4 protein-coding genes are annotated in these 4,627 nt (G+C 72.3%); 1 reads left to right on the top strand and 3 read right to left on the bottom strand.

From position 1 onward, the window contains the following. Positions 1–900: sulfotransferase domain-containing protein (locus Q1N79_RS01080; RefSeq protein ID WP_300602983.1), on the top strand; the 900-nt coding region annotated here is incomplete at its 5' end. On the opposite strand, the gene Q1N79_RS01075 is transcribed toward Q1N79_RS01080, so the two are convergent. The 3 genes from Q1N79_RS01075 to Q1N79_RS01065 form a co-directional block, all read right to left on the bottom strand. Next, positions 851–2,002 (bottom strand): glycosyltransferase family 4 protein, encoded by a 1,152-nt coding sequence (locus Q1N79_RS01075; RefSeq protein WP_300602980.1) that lies wholly within the window; start codon positions 2,000–2,002, stop codon positions 851–853. The two genes, Q1N79_RS01080 and Q1N79_RS01075, sit on opposite strands and share 50 nt — an antisense overlap. Then, on the bottom strand, positions 2,002–3,261 hold the full coding sequence (locus tag Q1N79_RS01070; protein WP_300602977.1) for a nucleotide sugar dehydrogenase: 1,260 nt from the start codon (positions 3,259–3,261) through the stop codon (positions 2,002–2,004). The genes Q1N79_RS01075 and Q1N79_RS01070 overlap by 1 nt, the downstream gene beginning before the upstream one ends. Before the next feature lie 44 nt (positions 3,262–3,305). Continuing rightward, the coding region (locus Q1N79_RS01065; protein WP_300602974.1) for a glycosyltransferase family 4 protein at positions 3,306–4,627 on the bottom strand (1,322 nt) is incomplete at its 5' end.

The following is a 4,627-nucleotide window of genomic DNA, read 5'->3' as shown; positions in this document are numbered from 1 at the left end:
TTCCGTTACCGATCGCCCGAAGAGGACAGCGCCCGGTGGCTCGGATTCCCGTTCCGGGCCGGCGACATCGTGATCAGCACCCGGTCCAAGACCGGGACGACGTGGGTGCAGATGATCTGCGCGCTGCTGATCTTCCAGACGCCGCGGCTCCCGGCTCCGCTCGCGCAGCTGTCCCCGTGGCTCGATCACCTGATCGTGCCGCGCGAGGAGATCTATGCCCGGCTTGCCGCGCAAGAACACCGCCGGTTCATCAAGACGCACACTCCGCTTGACGGGATCCCGCTCGACCCCCGCGCCACCTACATCGTGACCGGCCGCCATCCGCTCGACATGGCCGTGTCGCTCTACCACCAGGGCGAGAACATCGACCGCGCGCGGGTACGGCAGCTGACCGGCCGGCCCGAGCCCGCCGGCCCGGCACGGCCGCGCAAGCCGCTGCGCGACTGGCTGCTCGGCTGGGTCGCCTCGGACGACGATCCCCGCGCGCAGCCGGACTCGCTGCCCGGGGTCATGTGGCACCTGTCCGACGCGTGGGCCAGGCGCGGCGAGCCGAACGTGCTGCTCGTGCACTACGACGACCTGTCCGCCGACCTGGAGGGCCAGATGCGCGCGCTGGCCGGCCGGCTCGCGATAGCGGTCCCCGATCGGGTCTGGCCCGCGCTCGCCGGCGCGGCCACGTTCGCAAGCATGCGCGGCAGCGCGGACATGCTCGTGCCGACCACCGGGATCTTCAAGAGCAACGCCGCGTTCTTCCGCCGTGGCAGCTCAGGCGCGGGACGCGAGGTCCTCGGCGACGAGGACCTGGCCGCCTACCACGCCCGGGCGGCCAAGCTGGCGCCGCCCGGCCTGCTCAGCTGGCTGCACGGCGGGTGCGGCGATTCGCCGCCTCATGCGGGCTGACCGGGCATAACGCGCGGGCCCAGGACTCCAGCTTGGCGACGAAGGCGCGGGCGTCGGCGGGCCAGCCGAGTGACTGCCTGGCGGCGTCGTGGCCGCGGGCGCCCATCTTCAGGCGCAGGCCGGGGTCGCGGTCCAGCGTCAGGACCGCCTCGCACGCGGCCGCGACGTCGCCGAACGGGACGACGAAGCCGCATTCGGCGGTACGGACGAGAGCCACGGCCAGCGGCAGCGGCGTGGTGATCACCGGGACGCCGCGGGCCATGTACTCGACGACCTTGGTGGGCATCGAGTGAACGAAGTTCGGCTCGTCGTGCAGCAGCGACAGGCCGGCCAGGGCGCCCTCGGCCATCGCAAGCGCCTGCTCGTTGGGCACGAAGCCGTGCCAGTGCACGAGGTCCCCCGCGGCCTCGATGTGGGCGCGGGCCGCCGGGTCGGCGGGGCCGACCAGCTCCACCGCGATGCCGTGCGGGGCCAGCATGCGGGCCAGCGACACGATTTCGGCACTGCCCCGGTCCGGGGACAGGTGGCCGATGTAGATGACCCGGCGCGGGCCGCCGGGCGGGGCGGCGGTCTCGGGGACGTACGTGGTGTTGGGCACGACGGGGTGGGTTCGCCTGAAGCGGGCGTTGTAGCCGTGCTCGGCGAGGATCAGGTGCAGGCGGCGCTCGGCGAGGCGCTCGGCGAACGTCACGCCCCCGGCGGCGGCCGGGCGCAGGAAGCGGGGCAGCCAGGCCTTCGTCGTCAGCGCTGCGGCGGTGTCCTCGTGCACGTCCCAGACCGTCGGCGGGCGCTTGCCGCGGGGCGGGAGGACGAGCAGCAGTTCTGGGTCGTGGACGAGGAGCAGGTCCGCGTCCGGCGCGTGCGCGGCCATGGCCGCGCGGGCGGCGCGCAGCGCGCGCAGGCGGCGGCGTCCCACCGCGCGGGGAATGGCGACGGCGGTGAGAGACGCCACGGATCGTTCGGGGAAAATATGGTTTTGATCGTGGGTGAGGGGCGCGATGTAGGTCACCCGGTGCCCGGCGTCGAGCAGCGCGCTGATCTGGCGGAAGTAGATCCGCGCGTCCGCCGGATGGTGCACCACGGTGCAGACGACGACGTGCATCACAGGCGGGACACGCGGTCGCCGGAGGACTTGCCGCGGGTGTCGAACAGCAGGTGCGCGTGCGCCGCGATGTCGGCCAGGTCGTAGCCGCCGTGCGCCTGCAGCAAGATCGTCAGGTCGGCCGGGGCGGTCGGGGCGGCGGCGCGCGGGATGTCGCGGCCGTCCACCTGCCAGCTGCGCACGAACGGGTCGTGGAAGCTGAGCTCCGCGCCGCGCTGCAGGAGCTTGCGCGCGATCGGCCGGGCCGGGGACTCGCGCTGGTCGGCGACGTCCTGCTTGTAGGTGACGCCGAGCAGCAGCACCTTCGCGCCGTTGAGCGGCTTGGCGTCGGTGTTCAGCAGCTCGGCCGCGCGGTCCACCACGTAGCCGGGCATCCTGGTGTTGATCTCCTGCGCCAGTTCGACGAAGCGGAACGGGTAGCTGAGCTCGGTGCGGACCTTGTAGCTGAGGTAGTTCGGGTCGATCGGGATGCAGTGGCCGCCGACGCCAGGGCCCGGGTAGAACGGCTGGAAGCCGAACGGCTTGGTCTGCGCGCACCTGATCGCGTCCCACAGGTCCACGCCGAGCTCGTGGCAGAAGATCGCCATCTCGTTGACCAGCGCGATGTTCACGTGCCTGTAGGTGTTCTCAAGCAGCTTGGCCATCTCGGCCTCGCGCGCGGACTTAGCCCTGACCACTGTGTCGCACGTATGTGCATAGAAGGCGGCGGCGGCTTCCGTGCAGGCCGCGGTGACGCCGCCGACGATCTTCGGGGTGTTGCGGAAGCCGTAGACGGGGTTGCCCGGGTCGATGCGCTCCGGCGAGAACGCGAGGTGGAAGCCGATGCCCGCGGTCAGCCCCGACGCCTTCTCCAGCATCGGGCGGATGACCTCATCGGTGGTGCCCGGGTACGTCGTTGACTCAAGGACGACGAGGGTGCCGGCCTTCAGGAGCTTCCCGGCGGTCTCGGTGGCGGCGCGGACGGCGGTCAGGTCCGGGCCGTCGGACTCCGACAGCGGCGTCGGCACGCAGATCACGATGACGTCGGGGTCGCCGCAGGCGCTGACGTCCGTGGTGGCGCGGAACCCGCCCGCCACCATCGCGGCGATGTCGGCGTCGGTGAGGTCGTCGACGTGGGTCCGGCCGCCGTTGAGCCCGTCGACCGTGGCCCGCTTGACGTCCAGCCCGGTGACGTGCAGCCCCGCGCGGACAGCCTCCTGGGCCAGCGGCAGGCCCACGTAGCCGAGCCCGATGATGACGACGTTCCGGTAGCCGGCCACGTAACCGCCCCTCTTCCCTGTTGGCACAGACCATTACAAGGTAGCTAAAGCGCGCCGAGGCGCGCGTAGGCGTCGCGGTACCTTGCGGCGTTGTGTTCCCAGGTCCGGTCGCGGGCGACCCACTCCCTGGCGGCGTCGCCGAGCTTCTTTCGCAGCTCCGGGCTGGACAGCAGCAGCTGCAGGCGGTCGGCGAGCGCCCCGGCGTCCTGCGGCGGCGCATGGATTCCGGTTACCTTATCGTTGACTATCTCCGTCAGCGCGCTCACCGCGCTGACGACGACGGCCAGGCCGCTCGCCATCGCCTCGACTGGCTTCAGCGGCGTGACAAGCTGGCATACTCGGTCCCGGGTGCGGGGGACGACGAAGACATCAAGGACGGCGTGATAATCACGGACTCTTGCCAGCGGCACCCTGCCGGTGAAAATGGCGTCAAGGCCGAGTGCCGCGGCCTGGCGCTGGAGGGCCGCGCGCTCGGGGCCGTCGCCGACGATGAGCGCCCTGGTGCGGTAGCCGCGGGCGCCCAGGATCGCGACCGCCTCGAGCAGCGTGCCGATGCCCTCGTGCGCGACCAGGCTGGACACCAGGCCGACGACGTGCTCGCCCGGCTTGATGCCGAGCTCGCGCCTGAGCTTGCCGTGGTCGTCGGGCAGGGGCTGCAGGAATTCGGCGCTGACCGCGTTCGGGACGATGATGACCTTGCCGTCGCCGACCCCGCGGGCGATGATCTCCGCGCGCATCGCCTCGCCGAGCGTCACCACCAGGTCCGCCGCCTGCATGCAGTGGGTCTCCAGGGCGCGGCTGCGCCGGTACCGTTCGCTTGCCCGCAGGCCGTCGGCCGCCGCGTGCCTGGACAGCCAGGTGTCCTCCCAGAACCCGCGGACCTCGTAGACGACCGGCAGGCCCGTGGTGTCGCGCAGCGCCAGCGCGGTGAGCGCGTTGGCGTAGTTGCTCGCGGCGTGCAGCACCGCCGGGCTGAGGCGCCGCACGAGGGTCGCGGCTCGGCTGCGGCCCTGACTCGCGACGGTGTCCGCCCTGCCCGGCATGATCCACGGCAGCAGCCGGTGGTACGGGACGCCGTCGACGGTCACCAGGCGCCTGCCGTCGATCGTCCCGGCCGTGACGGGGAAGCCGATCCGGGTCACGACGTGCGGGTCCATTCCCGCGCCGCGCTGGGCGACCGCGATCTCCTGGGTGCGGACCGTGTAGCCGGCGCTTGTGCTCGGCAGCGCGTCGGTGACGATGTGGAGAATGCGGCCGGGCGTCTTGTCGGCGTCGAAGACGGGGGCGGGCGCGGAGGCGGGGCCGATGTCGGCGCCGGGGGCGGGCGCGGCGTCGGAGCGCGGGCCCGCCGGGAGCTCGAGCATCG

It is taken from the genome of Trebonia sp. (assembly GCF_030042015.1).
Taxonomy (GTDB): domain Bacteria; phylum Actinomycetota; class Actinomycetes; order Streptosporangiales; family Streptosporangiaceae; genus Trebonia.
This window is presented reverse-complemented; position numbering and strand designations above follow the sequence as displayed.